This window comes from Qipengyuania sp. S6317L1 (genome assembly GCF_023015615.1).
GTDB lineage: Bacteria > Pseudomonadota > Alphaproteobacteria > Sphingomonadales > Sphingomonadaceae > Erythrobacter.
Genome location: NZ_JALKAJ010000002.1, coordinates 688,168 through 704,981, shown reverse-complemented (window position 1 = coordinate 704,981; position 16,814 = coordinate 688,168). Strand labels below are relative to the sequence as shown.

Sequence of the window (16,814 nt, the reverse complement as noted above, 5' to 3'; positions counted from 1 at the left end):
AGGCGCTAGAACGCGCCCGGAATACGCCTCTGCGCCTCTGCCGAATGGTCGGCGGAGAGCATTTGCCTGTTATCTCCATCCGCCAGCGCCAGTTGCTCTTCGCGGGTCAGCATCGCACCGTTGTCTTGCAGGCCCAAGCTATCGGCATAAAGCAATCGCCCGCCCGACAGGTTGAGCAAGATTTCGCGGAAATCCTGACTGCCAAAGGCAAAGCACCCGTTTGAACGGCCCATCTTGCCCCAACGTTGCAAATGCGATGGCTCTGCATAGGCTGCGCGGTGGATCACGATGTACCGGCGAAGCGCGGCGTCATTCGTTTCATCCAATCCGCCGAGGCGCACTGACGTTCCATATTTGCCCTGATACCACTCCCACGTGACATAGGCGCCGCGACTGGTCGCGTTGGAGCCTTCGACATTGGAGTATTTTTCAAGCCAGCCGTCGTGATTGTGATCTGAGCCCGCACCGTGGCTGACGTGGAAGGCCTGAACTTCCTCTAGACCAAGGTTGATGAGGTAGAACCGTTGGCGCGCCGAATGCACGCCGTAATCGCAAATGCCGACGATATCGCGGCGCCAGATATCCGCGCCCGCCCGGTCAAGCTGGGTTCTGGCAACATCGAACAAAGCCCGGTCACGCGGTGTGCCCTTGCGAGGTTGCGCCGCCAGTTTGGCCGGAAGCGCGGGCACCACTGCCGACCCCGCCAGCGCAAGGCCAGCGGTCAAAGAGCTTTTAAGAAGGTCGCGGCGGTTCATATTGCTAATAATACATAACGGAAAATGGGGTTCCAGTGAATTCCGCTCTAAGTCGCACCTTCATGAATGGCTTTGGCGGCCATACCCAATTTGATGACGCCGGGCATATTGGTCTGAATTTTAGGGCCGACTTTTGCAAGCGCGGCGAGGCGTGGATCGCCTTTCGCCATCATTTCCGCGATCGCAGGACCGGTTGGGTGTAGGCGGCTTTTCGCGTTGAAAGCGTTGGTCTTTTCATTGCCTGAAAGGATCGCGGTGCTCATCAGATTGGCCATCATCGCATAAGGATAGGTGTCGGTCGTATCGGTAAGCGGTGCAGGCGGCACGAGGTTGTTCTTCTCTTCATCGCTGTCGAAATGAACCTCGATAAAGGCGGCCAGAGCGGCGCTGTAAGGCACAAATGGCACCTGTGCGAGCTGAAGCGTGATCGTGTCGCCATCGAAAAACGGACGGGTCTTGTCGCGCTGTTCAAACGGAACAGCGCTTGCCGTGCAATCAATGAAAAGCGAGCCTTCGGGCATCTCTACCCGCTCGTCGCCCAGTGTCATCGCAGCAGGTTCAAGCGCTGTAACCCGCTTTTTCCGATGAACCCGTGTGATCTGTTTGAGCAGCGCGACTTCGCCTTCCGAAATCACCGCGAAGTGGAACATTTTAGGCGTCACGCTCTCATCAAGCCGCAGCATCGTGCCGCGTTCACCCAGTTTCGCGAACATCTCGTCGCCGTTTTCCGAACCGTTGGCACATTCGACGAGATCAATCTGGAATTGCACGAGGTCTTCGATGTGATGCTTGGCGGGCTGGAGAAGTTTGCGGTTGAACATCCAGCTGTCGCGTGGACGAACCCAGTCGATCTTGTCAGCGGGAACGCCCGCTTCAAGCAGCCAGACCGCGGTATCCATCGCGGTCTTCCCGCCCCCGATAACGCAGTAATGCTGCGGCAGGTTGTCTGTATCCATCCAGAGGCGCGGCAAGTCTCCGGGAGTTGCAAAGCGAGTGCCCCCGGCGATGTCAAAAGCGGGCTTGTGGGTCGAAGGCACGCTGGTCTTGAACCAGGTCCCATCGACCAGCTTGCGCCGCACTTTGAAGCTGTGCTCCTGACCTGAAAGGATGCTGCGCGCGGTGTGTTCGCCTTCACCGCCGCCAGTGTATTCGGTTAGCGGCAAGTAGGTGACGCGCCCCGATGGCACAAACCGCTCGCTCATGAGCCTGCTGTAATAGGCAAGGATTTCAGCGTGTTTGGCGAGCGGATAGAGCCCCTTATTGTGTCCATCGGTGTCCACGCGGTCAGGGCACATCTCCATCGAGTTTACGCCATAGGTCGCGCTTGGCTGGTGCAGGGTCACGAACGAGTATGCGTCATTCCAGTGCCCGCCGGGCCGCGCGTGCTTGTCGATGATGGTAACGTGGCTTGTCGGGTCTTCGTCGAGAAGCGTGTCAACAAAAGCCATCCCAACAGCGCCAGCGCCAATGACCAGATAATCGGTTTCGTGGGAATTCATGGGACTGATTTATCCTTCGCAACGGCTAAGGGTCTATAGTGTCACTCGAATCGCAAGGGAGAGATCACTTATGCGTCGTCTATCACGCCTGTGCACGATTTTTGCGGGATTTTGGTTTCTGGCAGCTGGCAGTGCGGGCCTTGCTCATGCCGAACCTACCTCGCAACAGGTGCCTTCGGCCTCCGAAGTCCCGGCCCTGTCCAAGCTCAAGGTCCTCCGCTCCAGCCGCGAGGATGTGCCACATACGATCACCGTCGAAACAGCCGAAATTCCGGATCAGCCAACCCGCCTCTTCGATCAGTTGGGGATGATGCGGCTCATGCAAAATCAAGGCGTTACCCTCCAATGGATTGATTGGGACAAGCGCGGGCCGGTATGGGTGGCGGTTGTCGAAGGGGGGTATTGGACGCTTCTTGGCGGGCAGAAAAGCGATGGCGGTGCAGTGCTCGATCTTGAGGGGTTTATCACCGAAATCGGGACCGACTATTTCGACTTTCAGGGCACAATCAGAATGAGAGGCGCGCCCGATGCCGAGCGCGTATGCCGCGACACGCGAACATGGCGGTTCGAGGTGACCCAGAACCGCTCCTACTATCGCTTGCGCGAATTCGAATGGTGCGATTATCTCACCGATTACATTGATGTTTACTTCGACCCGTCGCTGCGATGAGGTGAAGGTCTAACCGCCGCTCAGACGCAATTGATTGCCCTGGATTTCGACCGAGGCGATCTGGCCAAGGTATGATTGACCAAGCAGCGATGTATCGAGGCCCTCCGGCACCACGATCGCGCGCACATTGTGCTTTGTGAAACCGCCGATGTCGACCACGTCGAGGCTGCGCACGACACCATAAACATCGCCGCTTGCCCCGCGTCCGATGGGGCGCACCTCGCTCTGGTCCCAGTAAAGCCCGGCGGCACGCGCATCAGTGCCGGTGAGTGCAATGACGCTTGCGCCTGTGTCGACCATCATGCGGATTGTGCGCCCGTTCACATTGGCGTTTGCGTAGAAATGCCCGTCATAGTCACGCGACAATGTGTGGGTGCCCGAATACCAGTCGCTGTCTGCCGCCTGCACGGTGTTCGGGCGTTGCACGGCATTGGCGTTGGCTGATTGCCTGAGAACCCATTGTTCACCTGACGATGAATCACCAGTCTTTGAACCTGCGGCGAAGAGTGCAGCGAAAAGGCAGACCCCTGCGGCCAGGGCGAGATAGCGTCCGATCATGGACGCAACGCCTACACACGAAAGGTTTAAGGTGCCCTAACCGTGCACCTTGTGCGCTGCGTTCTCCCGCGCCATTGCTACCATTGATCGGGCATGGCGTGCGGCAACTTCGCGTTGATCGGCGCCGTATCCGCCACCAAGCGCAGAGGCGATGGCAAGCCCGCGTTTGCGGGCCTCTCGCACGACAAATGTGTCGCGCGCAATCAAACCATCGTCGCTCAATGCGAGGCGGCCCAGCTTGTCATTTTCATGCGGATCGACGCCCGCCTGATAGAATACAAAGTCAGGTTTGAACCGATCGAGCAGTTTGGGGATGTGGTTTTCGAGGACTGCGATATAGGCCGCATCATTGGTGCCGTCGGGAAGGCCGATATCGATATTGGAGCGCGCCTTTCGCACCGGAAAATTCTTCTCCGCATGGACAGAAAGGGTCACAATATCCTCGCGCCCGGCGGTGAGGGAGGCGGTGCCGTCCCCTTGGTGCACATCAAGGTCGATAATCGCGATGCGCCTCGCGTCTCCTTGCGCGATCAACCGGTTTGCCGCGACAGCGAGGTCGTTGAATACGCAATATCCGGCGCCTGTTTCGGCCAGAGCATGGTGGCTTCCCGCTGCCGAGTTCGCGGCATAGCCGTGCTGCATGGCAAGCTGTGCAGCAAGCCAGGTGCCGCCATTGGTGTGGCGCACACGGTCGCGAATGGCGTTGGTTACGGGAAAGCCGATGCGGCGCTCTTTTTCGTGAGGGACCTGGGCGCGGAAAACCTCATCAACATAGTCAGGGTCATGCACCGCTTCGAGCCATTCGCGCGGGCAGGGTTCGGGCGCGTGTTCCGTCATCGGCGTACCGGACGCGCGCAACTCCTCCATCACGAGGAAATATTTGTCGAACTTGAACGTCCCACGCTCAGGACGCGGGGCCATGTAGTCGGGATGGTGGACGACATGAAGCATATTTACAGCCAGCCTGAATGCTCGGCCAAAATCTTGAAGCCCAGCGCGATGAGGACAACCCCGCCCAAAACCTCTGCGGGCCGCCCGTAACGCTCGCCCGCAATCCTGCCCACTTGCACCCCTCCAAGCGATAGGATCAACGTCACCAAAGCGATCATTCCGGCGGCAAGCAGCGGGGGTGCGGTAAGCGTTGGCAGCGTGATCCCGGCGGCGAGTGCATCAATGCTGGTGGCGATGGCTGCGGCAAACAGGCCAAACCCGATGAGCGGACGCGCGGCTTCATCGTGTTCGTCGGCGCGTATCATCTGGACGCCGATAAAGGTGAGAAGTGCGAAGGCAATCCAATGGTCGAATGCCTCGATATAGGCGATCACCGCCTCACCCAATCCCCAGCCGATCAGCGCCATAAGCCCTTGCGCCGCGCCAAAGGCCAACGCGATGGCAAGGGTCGGGATAGCGCCGGGCCTTACCCTTGCCCCTTGCACCAGCGCCACGGCAAAGGCGTCCATCGCAAGGGCGAGTGCGAGAAGCAGCGCCTCGATCATGACCTCGCCAGCACGCGCTATGCCGACTGTGCAACGGAGCCGACAGGCTCGCTCAACAACTTCGACCCGTGGTGAAACGCGGTCCCGGCATAGGTGGCGAGAAGTCCGACGACGAGGCTGTCAATTATCATCATGATCCACACAAGAGACACACTTGCACCAATGGCCCAAGTGTGAAGTTCACCGTGAAGCCATTGCAGCGGGACCCAAAATATGGCCGCGAACAGCACCATGCGAATGGATGCAAACCAACCGGTGCGAAACGCATGTTTGAGACCGGTATTTTGATCGCCGGCAAGGGCTCTCACCAACATTGTAAACAGCGGCAGGGTCGCAAGCGCAAAGGCAATGTCGATATATCCGGCTTGCTCTGCGCCAATGTAGGGCTCGGCGAGCGTGCCGGGAAAGGAGGTTGCGACAATCAGGACAATTGCGATGAGAAGCGGCACCCAGACAACCGTTCGCAAGTCCCACCATTTGTGGCCAAAGCTGCGCGCGCCCCAAAACCGGATTGTCGCCAGAAACGCAAGGACCAGACCGGCAATCTTCATATAGCCAAACGTCATGCGGGTCGAGGATTCCGAGGCAAGCTTGGCCTGCTCTTCGCTTGCGAACATCCCCAACTGGATTTCGGCAACGTGTTGGGCGAATTCGGGGATCACGACCAGAGCGGGAATGATTGGCGCCAACCACCAGATTGCAATGCCGTCGCGCGCGGTTTCGAGAAATCTGTTTGCGAAGGCCTTGATCATTTCGCCAGCTTTTCCAATTCATTGTATATATCGTCTTCGCTGCGGCTGGCGGTGTTGCGCCAGCTTTGCGCGGTCTCGGCGTTGATCACCTCGCCGCTCGCGGTCAACGCAAGGACAAGCGGTGTCCCCACCTGTTCGCCCATGCCAAAGCGTTCGAGGATGTGCCCGTTATGGCCATCACCTTCCTGGGGGATACCGACATTGACAAAAACGAGCTCGAAACGCTCATCGATAAGAGCGCCGATGCGCTTGTCTTGAGTCCAGCCGGCAAAGGCGCGGCTGTCATGGCACCAATTGCCACCAAAGGCGACAAGCACCCGTTTTCCGTTCGCAGAAGCGCGGGCAAGGGCCGCATGGACATCGGCCATCGCGTCGTCGCTCACATCATAGAGGCGCGCCTCGGGGTAGTCATGACCGCTTTCATCTTGCGCAAAGGCCGTTCCGGCAACAACCAGGAGCGCGGCGGCAAAGCCGGACACAATCGCCTTGATCATTCAGCGGCTTCTGCTGCGTGCGGATCGAATGCGGTCGCTTCGCCTGCTTCGATGGCTGCGGCCTTATCCTCGACCAGCTTGACGATGTGGGCGAGCATATCTTCATCCTCAATCGCGTGGGCTTTGACGCCGGAGAGATAAACCATGTGTTTGCCGTTGCCGCCGCCGGTCAATCCAATGTCGGTCTCACGCGCTTCACCCGGACCGTTGACAACGCAGCCAAGGACCGAAAGGCTCATGGGCGTTTTGATGTGCTCAAGGCGCTTTTCGAGAGTTTCGACCGTGCGGATCACGTCAAAACCTTGCCGCGAGCATGAAGGACACGAAACAACCCTGACCCCTCGGGTCCGAAGGCCGAGCGATTTGAGCATCTCATAGCCGACCTTGACCTCTTCCTCGGGCTCAGCCGAGAGCGAGACGCGAATGGTGTCGCCAATGCCAGCCCAAAGAAGCGAGCCCATACCGATAGAGGATTTGACCGTTCCGCCGATCAGCCCACCTGCCTCGGTGATGCCAAGGTGCAGCGGGCAATCCACTGCCTCGGCAAGGCCATGATAGGCTGCAACCGCGAGGAACACGTCCGATGCCTTCACCGCGACCTTGAAATTGTGAAAATCGTGGTCTTGCAAAAGCTTGATATGATCAAGCGCGCTTTCGATCAGCGCCTCGGGGCAAGGCTCTCCGTATTTTTCGAGCAGATCCTTCTCAAGAGAACCAGCGTTCACGCCAATCCGGATCGCGCAGCCGTTGGCTTTCGCCGCCCGCACCACTTCGGCAACGCGCTGCGACGAACCGATATTGCCGGGGTTGATCCGCAAACACGCCGCGCCCGCATCGGCGGCCTCCAACGCGCGTTTATAGTGAAAGTGAATGTCGGCAACGATCGGTATGCGCGCCGCCTTGGTGATCTTGGCGAAGCTTTTGGTCGATTCTTCGGTCGGGCACGAGACGCGAATGATATCGCAGCCCACCTCTTCGCACCGCCTGATCTGGTCAAGCGTTGCCACCGCATCTTCGGTGGGGGTGTTGGTCATGGTTTGAACGGTGATCGGAGCTCCGCCACCTACGGGCACATCGCCCACCATGATCTGGCGGCATTCCCGCCTTTCGATATCGCGCCAAGGTCTAACAGACATGGGGCCTCATATAGGCCTGCTCTACCCGGGGAGCAATGGTATCTCTTGGCACGCAAAGGGCACGAGTAAGACTTTCCCGGCCCAGTGGCCCAGAAGGGCACAACAGCCCCAACCCGATTGTCTGAGATTATGTCAGCCGTAAGGCAGATATTCGTGCAGGGAAGGGAAAATCCAATCTTTTCAATCATCAAAAACGCGGGCGCACCGGCGCTGGCACTTCTGGTCCAGATTTCCCGGTCGAGGGCAAGCCTTATCGCGGCCTTCGTCCTTTTGCCTTACGCCGGTGTTCTCATCGGTCTCGATGTCGCCGCCCACTACGGCTCGCTGACCGATGCAGAGCTTCCGGTGCAGTTCTACCTTGCCTCGGACAGGGGCTTTGGCGAGTTTCTCGAATATTCGATGACGGGCGCGGTTGCGGTGATGACGCTGCTTTTATGGAGCCATAAGCGTGCGCCCGTATACCTTGCCAATGCGGTTCTGTTCGGCTGGCTCACGCTCGACAACTGGAGCGAAGTCCACGAGGGTTTTGGCGAGGCGTTTGGCCCTGCGCTCGAGTGGATGCGTTTCGTCCCGGTCGAACCCAGCCACATCGCCGAGGCCGCGCTTATGATCGCTATCGGCGGGCTGTGGCTCGCTGCCATGGTGATGACCTTGCGCAGCGCTTCCCCGCGCGCGCTGTCCTTTTCGCTCATTCTTGCCGCCTGCGTGGCTGGCGCTGCTTTCTTTGGTGTGGTCGTCGATCTTCTGGTCGTTTGGGGGGAACAGGGCGCTGCCTTTCACGCGGCCCTCGTTTTTGTCGAGGACGCGGGCGAATTTGCGATGCTCATCCTTGCCTTCCTCGTCACAGTCGGCTTCTTCGACAGCGACTATGTCGAGGACAGGGGAAAGGCGAGAGGCTTAATTCGGCATCCTTACCAACGGATGAGCGGCGGCGCGGCGTAGCGCCAGAAGAGGGCGGCAATAAAGACCGGCAGAACGTGCCAAATGCCAACATGCATCAGCGAATCTATCGGACAGGTGATGTTATAGGCAAGCGCGCCCAATGAGCCGCTGGCAAGGCCGATCAACCACCCTGACCGGTTAAGCGAAACCGGAGCGCCGCGGCGAACAAATGCGATGGCAGCGCCAGCAACCACCAGACTTGCCATGAAACCATAGAGCGCACACTCTCCATACATGAGGCCCGGATCGCTCATCCCGATGCCGTGATTGTGCCCTGCCTCATACGACAGGAACGCGATGATCGCCGCAAAGGGCAGGACCGCGAGCATCGCCACGCTCCATAGCGGTGCAGAGCCATGCGCGCCCACACGCGGGAGCACGCTTGATACAAGCGCGCTTGTCGATGCCGCTCCGGCCAGCGCGAGCAGCCCATTGCTGATCCAGAAATAGGGCGAGGCCTCACCGTTTATCATTCCTTGCCAGAAACCGAAGATGACAAGACAGGCGATTGACGCCGCGACGCTGGCAAAAACAATCATCGCTGCGCCTTCATGCGGACGCACCGGCTTAACCGGGCTCACATCCTCGGTCAGGGCGGCGATCAGGTCTTCGCGGGCTTTGTATTTGTCCATTTTATTCTGCTTTCTCAACCATCGTAGCCAGCTTCTTGAGCCCGCGATGGATATTCACTTTGACCAGGCTTTCGCTCTGGCCCGTTTTGTCTGCGGCTTCCTTGATCGAAAGCCCGGAAATCTTGACCATCTCGATCACCTCGGCCTGGCGTTCGGGCAATTGCCCGAAAAGGCGATCAAGGCTGATCCGCGCCATCACCACATCTTCGTCGCTGTCCTGCGCCGCGTCGTCTTCCATGAGTTCCTTGCTCTCATGCTTGTAGATCTTGCGAAGGTGATCGACCCAGCGATAGCGAGCGATGGCTGCAAGCCACGGCAGGAAAGGCCTCGATGGGTCCCACGTTGCACGTTTGGTATACAAGGAGATGATCACATCCTGCACCAGATCATCAATCGCGTGGGGAGGCATGCGCCGTCTGAAATAGCGCTCAAGCCACAAGCCGGCCTCCGAAAGCAGCACGTTCGTGGCGGCTTTATCGCCATTTTGTGCTGCCTGCATCAGCCGCGCGAAGGTAGGCTCGTCGGCGACCATGATTAATCAGCCTTGCCGGCAAGGAAGCGGTCGAACAGGCGATCAAGTGCGAACATTCCGCCGCCGCGGATGATCAGGATGAACGCCATGGCGATGATACCAAGCGCCCAGCCCCAGAAGTGGGCTGACGTTGGGTAGATGAAGATCTGGATGACAATCGCAATCACCGCGAGCGCCGCCGCGCCAAACCGCGTGAACAGCCCTGCGAATAGCAGGAGCGGCAAGAAAAACTCGGCATAGATCGTCATCGGCATTGCGATGTCGGTCGGGATGGGGAGCCCGGCGTATTCGTCCTGAAACAGGAAGGGCAGGAATTCGTTTGGCGTAAACCAGGTGCCCTCGGCGACCTTGGTTTTGTAAGAGCGCCAGAACACCCCTGCGAGAGCCACTCTGATGCCAAGCAGGCCGACGCTTTCGAATACCGGTCCCGATAAAAGCTGCACGATGCGCGCATAAGCACTGGTGATTGCGTTCATTTTGTCCTCCCTGAAACTGGCAGGTTGCGCTCATCGGATTGCCTCAGACGGGCGCAGTGTCGGCATTTTTGCTGCATTGACAAGTTTGCTGGTTTGGCCGGCGTGTTGCTTGCGCAAGAGGCGTGCACATGGGTTGGGCGGTGCGGCTGGAACCACAGGGCATAGGGGGGGGAGGATCCAGCCGCACCTGACGCTTAGCGGCGAATAGGCGTCAGTGAGCCATTGCCTTTGGGCGTCTCGATGCTGGTGCAGGTTCCTTTGTCGACATACTTCCAGGCGTTGCCCTGGTAATCGCGGGTCGAGGTGCCAGCGCAGCTTGTGCCGGGACCGGCTGCGCAATCATTTTTGCCCGCGAGGCTGATACCGTAGCATTTCTCTTTTGCGCCTTGCGCTGCAACCGGGGTGGTGGCCATGCCGGCAGCGATGCTGGCGGTAAGAGCAAGACCTGCAAGCGAAGCGATTGATTTGGTGTTCATGCGATATGTCTCCAATGGGGAGCCAGAGGGCTGGCTGATGTCGGATTTGCGTTCCGTTTGTGTCGGAACTGACCAGTGGTTCGTCGGCCCGTGCAATCGGGTTACAAATTTTTTGAAAGATCGCATGATCGCACTCGGCAATGCGCCTGTAGCTGGGGGTGTAACGAGGGGTCGAATTTGCGCGAATGGCATTGCGAAGCGAGCGGCATTCTGGCCGCGCGCATAATCTGCTAGGAATGTGACCGATGGCCATTCAACCAGACCCCATTGCGCCTTTCTCGGGCTTCGGCCTTGGCATGAGGCGCCCGCATTATGACGACTTTCTGGCCGGGGATGTGCCGGTCGATTTCGTGGAGGTCATCAGCGAGAATTACATGATCGAAGGCGGGCGGCAGCTTCGTATCCTTGAACAGGTGCGGCGCGACTTGCCGGTGATTATTCACGGCGTATCCATGTCTATCGGCTCAGCGGGCGGGCTTGATGAGGATTACCTTGCAAAGCTGAAACAACTGGAACAGCGCATCGACCCGCTGTGGGTGTCCGATCACCTGTGCTGGACCCGCACCAGCGCGCATAACAGCCACGATCTCCTGCCCATGCCGTTGACGCGGGAGGCCTTGCAGGTGGTGTGCGACAATATCGACCATGCGCAATCGACGCTTGGCCGCGCGATGCTGTTTGAAAATCCGTCGAGCTACCTCACCTTCCCAGAGGATGAGATGAGCGAGTGTGACTTTCTTTCAGAAATGGCGCGGCGCACGGGCTGCTACCTGCTGCTCGATGTGAACAATATCTATGTGTCGAGCCAGAACCACGGGTTTTCGGCAGAGGAATATCTCGCCCGGCTGCCGCTGGACCGGGTGCGGCAGATCCATTTGGCGGGTCACGATCCCGCGACCCCTGAGCGCGAGATTATCATCGACACCCACGACCGCAAGGTGATCGAGCCGGTGTGGGCCCTCTATGCCCGTGCGCTCGAAATGCTCCCGCAACTGCCTGCCGTGATGATCGAACGCGACGAGCAAATCCCGCCGCTTGGTGAGCTGCTTACCGAACTCGACCGCGCGCGCGAAATCGCTGAACGCGCAATGGAGCCAGCATGAGCGCGCGTCCCCGGACACTGGCCGAGAGGCAAAAGGCATTTCTTGCAAGCGTTCTGGATGAACGCGCGCCCGCGCCAGAAGGCTGGGGCAATCGCCAAGCCGCTGGCATGACAGTTTATCGCGGGAACTACCGCTCCGCCTTGATGGGCGCTTTGGCCGATACCTATGAGCGCACCGCGCTATACCTCGGGCCTGAAGTATTCGCGCGCGCATCCATCAACCATGCCATCGCCCATCCGCCCGGCGGTTGGACGATTGACGAGGTTGGCGCTGGCTTTGACCAGACCTGTGCTGCGATGTTTGGCGAGAACCCGGAAGTCGCAGAGCTTGCATGGCTCGAATGGGCGATGCTCGAATTGGCCACCGCGCCCGATTGCACGCCTTTCACCGCACAGGATTTTGCGAGCGCAAGCGCCGAGTTCGGCGAGGAGGATTGGGCCGGGCTGCGGCTTGGCTTTCAACCGCGTCTGTCTGTGCGCTTGGTCGCACACGACCTCGAAGCGATCTGGCGTGCGCTTCCTGAAAGGCGTGAGCAAACCACCCTTGCCGAACCGCGCGCGTGCATCACCTCACGCGAAGGCGAGCGGCCCACATTCACCCTGTTTGAGGCCGATCATGCGCCTGCAATCACCGCCATGCAGGAGGGCGCAAGTTATGGTGAGCTTATCGGTGTGCTGCTTGACGACAACAGCGATCCGGGCCCCGACGACATCCAGAACGCCGCCATGCGGGCTGGCGCCATGCTGGGCGCGTGGCTTGGCGAAGGGCTGATAACCGCGATCAATCCTTGACTTGAAAGCTCACCGCGCCACTCTCTTGCGCTGATTGAGGGAGAGAGACATGCTGACCAGTGCCACGACCCAATTGCGCTTCGTGAAGCCCAGTTTTGCCATGCGTGCGATTGTCTGGCTCATGTCGAAGCGAAAATCGCCCTTTGAACCGACGGCCCCCGCATTCGAGGCGCAGATCGCCGCTCGAAAGCTTCCGACGGATGCGCCGATGCCCGAAAAATTTCGCGGCAAGTTCACGATCGATGAATGGGAGGCGGCAGGGCAAAGGGTTGTCACGCTTCATCCCAAAGGTGGGCCGGGCGTGTGGCATATGCTCTATTTCCACGGCGGTGGTTTCGTCCTGCCAATGTTCAAGGAGCACTGGCCGCTTGTCGAGGCGATGGTGGACCGGCTGGGCGTGAGCGTTTCCGTGCCGCTGTACGAAGTGGTTCCCGAAAGCACGGCGCAGCGTCAGGATGAGCTTGCCGATGCAGCCTTTGCCAATATCGCTCAAACCCATGACCCAGCGCGGATTATCCTCAATGGCGATAGTGCGGGCGGACACATGGCGCTGTCTCTTGCGCTTCGCCTTGCCAAGGCAGGCGGTCCGCAACCTGCCAAATTGGCGCTGTTCGCGCCGTGGCTCGACCTGACCATGGCCGATCCTGCGATAAAGCCGGTTGAGGAGCATGACATCATGCTAAAGATTGAGCCATTGCGCGCCATGGGACAGATGTTGGCCGGACACCGCGACGCCGGAAGCGCCGACTGCAGCCCGCTTTACACCGCAAAAGAGGATTTGGCCGCATTGCCGCCAACGCGCATCTGGACCGGGCGCCATGACCTTTTCATTATCGACAGTCGCACCTTCGCAGCCAAGCTTTCTGACGCAGGGGTGGATGCAAAGCTTTATGAATACGAAGGCGCGCCGCATGTCTTCATGGCGATAGTGCCCACGCGCGAGGCAAAGGATTGCCTTGGCCTTCTGGGCGATTTCCTTGCCGAGTGAATATGTGTTGAGGGGGTAAATGAAAAAAGGGCGCGCCGGTCAAAAACCAACGCGCCCTTAAGTTATCTGCGACCCGATGCCGCAGCTTGCGACCCAAGCTCTCGAGTTACTCTTTATCGAGCTGCTCGAGCTTTTTTGCCGCCCATTCGCGTCCACCAAGGCCAAAGGCGAGTGAACCCGCAACGGCAAGACCAATGACCAACGCGCTAAAGGCGGTCTGTACGATTTCCTCGCCCACACCCATGAACTGAAGACCCATGAAGGCAAAAAGCAGGATTGCCGAATAGCGCACGACGCTTGCGGCCATGGAAGAGCCGTTTGTGCCGCCGATGATCCGGGCGATGAGGTTGGCGATCATAAAGCCGACCGCGATCACCACCGCGCCGAACAGCACCTTGCCACCAAGTCCAAGAACCTGATCGAGGATTTGCGTGAGTTCGGCAAAGCCGAGCATGCGCGTTGCAGCGATAGCGAAGAACAAGATGATGCCGATTTGCGCCACGCGGGCGACGATCTCTGACGCTTTCGTGCCAGCAGGCAGAAGGCCAAGCGCGGTGATCGGACCGTCAATTCCAAGGCTGCCGAGCACCTCGGTCAAGACGCTCACGACAAATCGGCTGATGAGATAGCCGATGCCAAGCAGAATGCCTGCCGCGATAATGTTCGGGATCGCGCCGAGGATCATCTCGAGCATGTGTGTTGCCGGCACCGAGATGGTCGCAATGTTGAGCACGCCCAGAGCGCCGATGGCCACCGGAATGGCGATCAGTGTGTAGATCACAATGCCCAGCGTTTTGGTGATTGTGTTGTTGCCGGTCACCTCTTCTACGCCGCCTTTGTTGGCCCATTTATCAAGGTTCACGGCTTGCATTGCGGTGACGGCGATATCGCGCACGATGCCTGCGATCATCAAGCCGATGAACAGGAGAAGCCCTGCGCCAACGAGGTTGGGCACAAAACCCATGACCGTGTCGAGCAACTCTGTGATCGGTCCGGCAACTCCGCCAAGCTTGAGCACATCGAGGATGGCGAGAAGACCAAACAGCCAGATGAAGAGCGATACGATTTTGCCGAGCGACAGACCGACGCTTTCGCCGCTTCCGGTTGGACGACCAAAAAAGCCGACGCGGTCAACCAGCTTGGCAAAAGCCCATTTGGCCGCCTTGGCTGCGAGCCAGGTGACGAGAAGAATGCCCAGGGCGAACGCCGCCTTGGTTCCGATATCGACCGCAAGTGCCGGGTCGAACTGATAATTTGTCAGCTGCATGATATCCCCTTTAATTTTCATTCTAGCGCGTTGCGCCGTCCCCCAATTCAACGGCGCCGCCCGACCAACAGGTGGGCGAACAGGCGCAAGCATAGGGCAAGATGTAAAATCGCGGGGTAAAGCCTCGTAAAATGTAAAATGGCGGCGTCTCTGAACGTTTGAAGTCGAAGTAATTCACAGACAATTGCCCCAATCATTGTCTGGCATGAGGGGCGTAAATTCGGTAGCGATACAAACCATGAAGAACGCAATTCTTAGCCTTGTCGCCGCAGGGGTCGCTCTGCTTACTCCCGCTACCGCATTCGCCGATGATCATACGGAGGCGGAGAAGCCGAAATGGTCGCTCGCGATCCACGGCGGGGCGGGGACGATCTTGCCGGAGAACATCACGCCAGAGCAGCGCGCGGCCTACGAAGCTGCTTTGCAAGAGGCGCTTGATGCAGGGACCGAAATTCTAGCGAGTGGCGGCAGCGCAATGGATGCGGTGAAGGCGGCGATCATCCCGATGGAGGACAACCCGCTGTTCAACGCAGGGCGCGGCGCGGTATATACGTGGGAAGGCGAGAATGAGCTCGACGCCTCTATCATGGATGGCCGTGATCGCAGTGCGGGCGCAGTGACCGGGGTGAAGACGGTTCGCAACCCGATCCTGCTCGCTGACACCGTGCGCACCGACAGCCCGCACGTCTTCCTTATGGGCGAGGGCGCTGAGCAATTTGCCGATGAGCAAGGTTTTGAAGTGACCCCGCCAGAGTGGTTCGCAACCGAGAGCCGTCGCCAGTCGCTGGAGCGGATGAAGGCGCGCGAATTGTCGGCGCTGGATGTGGATTTGAAATTCGGCACGGTGGGCGCGGTGGCGCTCGATCAGGATGGCAATCTCGCGGCTGGTACGTCTACGGGTGGTATGACCGGCAAACGCTGGGGGCGGATTGGCGATGCTCCGGTGATTGGTGCCGGGACCTATGCCGATAATCGTGCGTGTGCAGTGTCAGCGACAGGGTGGGGTGAGTATTTTATCCGCGTGGGCGTGGCGCATGAGATTTGCGCGAGGTTGCGCTGGGATCAGGCGATCAGGCGCGCTTCTTATGCGGACCCCAGTGTTCCAGCGGAAGAACTCGAAAAGTTTGAAGGGCTTTTGAAGATGCGCAGTCAGTTGCACGCTGATTCCGTAATGGCCGAGGTCAAAGAGCTTGGCGGTGACGGCGGCGTGATTGTCGTCACTCCTTATGGCGAAACAATTTTCAGCTTCAACACCGCTGGAATGTACCGTGGCCGCGCGAATAGCGATGGGCTCAATGAAGTGGCGATCTTTGGCGGGGAAGAGGCTGGAGCCTCAGACACCCCGGATCATTAAGGCTTACCTAAGTCGCAGCAAACTCAGCGAGAACCTCACCGACCTGCGCCAAGGGCGCCTCGTGCGCACGGTCGAACGTATTGTCGCTGCCCGGCGGGCGGAAATAGGTCGCAAAGGTGATCGGCGCAGCGTTTGGTGGTTCGACAAAGCCGATATCGACATAGATTCCGGCGGTATCCGCCATCAGGCCCGTGCCGGTTTTGTCGCCAGCCACCCAACCATCTGGCAATCCTGCGCGCACGCGCCGTAGTCCGGTCGGTGTATCCATCATCCATTGCCGCAAGGCGGCGCGGTGTTCCTGTGGAAGCACATCACCATAGGCAAGCGTCGCCACTGTCCGTGCCATGGCGGTAGGCGTCGTGGTGTCGCGCACTTCCCCCGGCGGTACGGCATTGAGGGCGGGCTCATATCGATCGAGGCGGCTCACATCGTCACCCAAGGAGCGCCAGAACGTAGTGAGAGCTTCCGGCCCACCGACTTCGCGCAGCAGGATGTTGGCCGCCGCATTGTCCGAGTATTTCTGCGTGAACTCGGCAAGCTCGCGCAAGGTCGCACCCTCATCAACGCGTTTTTCGGTGAAGGGTGAGACGAACATGAGATCGTCTTTGGTCCATGTAACGTGCCGGTCCGCGCTGTCCTCTCCGCTTGCATCGCGGGCAAGGATCATCGCCGCCAGTGAAAACTTGAATGAGGAGCAATGCCCAAATCGCATGTCACGGTTGAGACCGACCGAGCGGCCGCTGGCAGTATCGAATAGCTCTACACCCAAAGTGCCGCCGCTGGCGCTTTCGATGGCGCGAAGCCGGTTCGCGAAATCCGGTGCATCGCTCGTCATTGATCGCGCAGAGCAACCGCTCACAATCACACCGGCCAAGCCCAATCCGCCCCACAGA

At 59.1% G+C, this 16,814-nt stretch carries 20 protein-coding genes; 6 read left to right on the top strand and 14 right to left on the bottom strand.

What is annotated here, in order from left to right; all coding sequences use genetic code 11:
* Positions 1-5: 5 nt before the first annotated feature.
* Positions 6-755, bottom strand: coding sequence for a murein L,D-transpeptidase catalytic domain-containing protein (locus tag MWU38_RS04710; RefSeq protein ID WP_247270665.1), 750 nt, complete (start codon positions 753-755; stop codon positions 6-8).
* 47 nt (positions 756-802) lie between these two features.
* A complete protein-coding gene (locus tag MWU38_RS04705; RefSeq protein WP_247270664.1) occupies positions 803-2,254 on the bottom strand; it encodes an NAD(P)-binding protein in 1,452 nt (483 codons plus the stop codon).
* Positions 2,255-2,324: 70 nt separating this feature from the next.
* Between MWU38_RS04705 and MWU38_RS04700 the strand changes: the two genes are divergently transcribed.
* Positions 2,325-2,924 (top strand): hypothetical protein, encoded by a 600-nt coding sequence (locus MWU38_RS04700; protein WP_247270663.1) that lies wholly within the window; start codon positions 2,325-2,327, stop codon positions 2,922-2,924.
* Between the two features lie 9 nt (positions 2,925-2,933).
* Here the strand turns inward: MWU38_RS04700 and MWU38_RS04695 are convergent, their stop codons facing one another.
* From MWU38_RS04695 to ispG, 6 genes are read right to left on the bottom strand one after another with little or no spacing between them, the layout of a single operon-like run.
* Positions 2,934-3,482, bottom strand: coding sequence for a TIGR02281 family clan AA aspartic protease (locus MWU38_RS04695; RefSeq protein ID WP_247270662.1), 549 nt, complete (start codon positions 3,480-3,482; stop codon positions 2,934-2,936).
* A gap of 36 nt (positions 3,483-3,518) precedes the next feature.
* Positions 3,519-4,433, bottom strand: a complete 915-nt coding sequence (locus MWU38_RS04690) for a histone deacetylase (protein WP_247270661.1) — start codon at positions 4,431-4,433, stop codon at positions 3,519-3,521.
* A gap of 2 nt (positions 4,434-4,435) precedes the next feature.
* The gene (locus tag MWU38_RS04685) at positions 4,436-4,978 is read right to left on the bottom strand and encodes a manganese efflux pump MntP family protein (protein ID WP_247270660.1); all 543 of its coding nucleotides are present in this window, start codon (positions 4,976-4,978) and stop codon (positions 4,436-4,438) included.
* 17 nt (positions 4,979-4,995) lie between these two features.
* Positions 4,996-5,730 (bottom strand): hypothetical protein, encoded by a 735-nt coding sequence (locus MWU38_RS04680; protein ID WP_247270659.1) that lies wholly within the window; start codon positions 5,728-5,730, stop codon positions 4,996-4,998.
* The gene (locus MWU38_RS04675) at positions 5,727-6,224 is read right to left on the bottom strand and encodes a thioredoxin family protein (RefSeq protein ID WP_247270658.1); all 498 of its coding nucleotides are present in this window, start codon (positions 6,222-6,224) and stop codon (positions 5,727-5,729) included. The genes MWU38_RS04680 and MWU38_RS04675 overlap by 4 nt, the downstream gene beginning before the upstream one ends.
* Positions 6,221-7,360: a flavodoxin-dependent (E)-4-hydroxy-3-methylbut-2-enyl-diphosphate synthase gene (gene ispG, locus MWU38_RS04670; RefSeq protein ID WP_247270657.1), complete on the bottom strand. Its 1,140-nt coding sequence runs from the start codon at positions 7,358-7,360 to the stop codon at positions 6,221-6,223. The genes MWU38_RS04675 and ispG overlap by 4 nt, the downstream gene beginning before the upstream one ends.
* 153 nt (positions 7,361-7,513) lie before the next feature.
* Here ispG and MWU38_RS04665 point away from each other — a divergent pair, with 153 nt between their 5' ends.
* Entirely contained in the window at positions 7,514-8,302 is a 789-nt protein-coding gene (locus MWU38_RS04665) for a hypothetical protein (RefSeq protein ID WP_247270656.1), read from the top strand.
* Here the strand turns inward: MWU38_RS04665 and MWU38_RS04660 are convergent.
* The 4 genes from MWU38_RS04660 to MWU38_RS04645 form a co-directional block, all read right to left on the bottom strand.
* Complete coding sequence (locus MWU38_RS04660; protein WP_247270655.1) at positions 8,272-8,934, bottom strand: DUF1109 domain-containing protein; 663 nt, start codon at positions 8,932-8,934, stop codon at positions 8,272-8,274. The two genes, MWU38_RS04665 and MWU38_RS04660, sit on opposite strands and share 31 nt — an antisense overlap.
* Before the next feature lies 1 nt (position 8,935).
* Positions 8,936-9,466 carry a sigma-70 family RNA polymerase sigma factor gene (locus MWU38_RS04655; RefSeq protein ID WP_247270654.1) on the bottom strand — a complete coding sequence of 177 codons (531 nt, stop codon included), beginning with the start codon at positions 9,464-9,466 and terminating at the stop codon, positions 8,936-8,938.
* Positions 9,467-9,468: 2 nt separating this feature from the next.
* Entirely contained in the window at positions 9,469-9,942 is a 474-nt protein-coding gene (locus tag MWU38_RS04650) for a DoxX family protein (RefSeq protein ID WP_247270653.1), read from the bottom strand.
* 194 nt (positions 9,943-10,136) lie between these two features.
* Positions 10,137-10,418 carry a DUF2282 domain-containing protein gene (locus tag MWU38_RS04645; RefSeq protein ID WP_223071892.1) on the bottom strand — a complete coding sequence of 94 codons (282 nt, stop codon included), beginning with the start codon at positions 10,416-10,418 and terminating at the stop codon, positions 10,137-10,139.
* 245 nt (positions 10,419-10,663) lie between these two features.
* On the opposite strand from MWU38_RS04645, the gene MWU38_RS04640 reads away from it, so the two are divergent.
* Genes MWU38_RS04640 through MWU38_RS04630 form a run of 3 tightly spaced genes read left to right on the top strand, consistent with a single transcriptional unit; the run spans position 10,664 to position 13,300 of the window.
* Positions 10,664-11,521, top strand: coding sequence for a DUF692 domain-containing protein (locus MWU38_RS04640; RefSeq protein WP_247270652.1), 858 nt, complete (start codon positions 10,664-10,666; stop codon positions 11,519-11,521).
* Positions 11,518-12,312 carry a DNA-binding domain-containing protein gene (locus tag MWU38_RS04635; RefSeq protein ID WP_247270651.1) on the top strand — a complete coding sequence of 265 codons (795 nt, stop codon included), beginning with the start codon at positions 11,518-11,520 and terminating at the stop codon, positions 12,310-12,312. The genes MWU38_RS04640 and MWU38_RS04635 overlap by 4 nt, the downstream gene beginning before the upstream one ends.
* Positions 12,313-12,361: 49 nt before the next feature.
* Positions 12,362-13,300 (top strand): alpha/beta hydrolase, encoded by a 939-nt coding sequence (locus tag MWU38_RS04630; RefSeq protein WP_247270650.1) that lies wholly within the window; start codon positions 12,362-12,364, stop codon positions 13,298-13,300.
* Positions 13,301-13,406: 106 nt separating this feature from the next.
* Here MWU38_RS04630 and MWU38_RS04625 read toward each other — a convergent pair whose 3' ends face one another.
* Positions 13,407-14,567: a mechanosensitive ion channel gene (locus tag MWU38_RS04625; protein WP_247270649.1), complete on the bottom strand. Its 1,161-nt coding sequence runs from the start codon at positions 14,565-14,567 to the stop codon at positions 13,407-13,409.
* Between the two features lie 238 nt (positions 14,568-14,805).
* Here MWU38_RS04625 and MWU38_RS04620 point away from each other — a divergent pair, with 238 nt between their 5' ends.
* Positions 14,806-15,921, top strand: a complete 1,116-nt coding sequence (locus MWU38_RS04620; RefSeq protein WP_247270648.1) for an isoaspartyl peptidase/L-asparaginase — start codon at positions 14,806-14,808, stop codon at positions 15,919-15,921.
* A gap of 7 nt (positions 15,922-15,928) precedes the next feature.
* On the opposite strand, the gene bla is transcribed toward MWU38_RS04620, so the two are convergent.
* On the bottom strand, positions 15,929-16,756 hold the full coding sequence (gene bla, locus MWU38_RS04615) for a class A beta-lactamase (protein ID WP_247270647.1): 828 nt from the start codon (positions 16,754-16,756) through the stop codon (positions 15,929-15,931).
* Positions 16,757-16,814 lie beyond the last annotated feature (58 nt).